We start from the raw sequence: 290 nt of genomic DNA on the forward strand, positions 1-290 counted from the left end.
GCTTGCCCCTGGGCGAACAAGCATACCGAGTATTGGCGAGCCGCCTGCCAGTGAACCTCAACGTTGTTCCGACAATTGTTTTGGCCGCGCTCTAAAATACACAAACTGGGCCTAACTGTTAACTGCACTTGCTTATTGGTCTGGCCATCCTGTGCCGAGCAGACGCCGCTGATGGCAAGCGACAAACTCAAGCCAAATCCCTGCTTAAAAATGGTAGACCCCTCCCACAAATACCTTGGTCGAGGTGCTGTCTTGCACCAAGGGACTTCGATGAATATATCGCCCTATCC

At 52.4% G+C, this 290-nt stretch carries 1 protein-coding gene; it reads right to left on the minus strand.

The window, feature by feature from the left end; all coding sequences use genetic code 11:
* Nucleotides 1–128, minus strand: a 128-nt coding sequence (locus tag Q4563_RS23675) for a DUF3019 domain-containing protein (protein ID WP_442903800.1), incomplete at its 3' end; no start/stop codon positions are given.
* Nucleotides 129–290 lie beyond the last annotated feature (162 nt).

It is taken from the genome of Gilvimarinus sp. 1_MG-2023 (assembly GCF_030548285.1).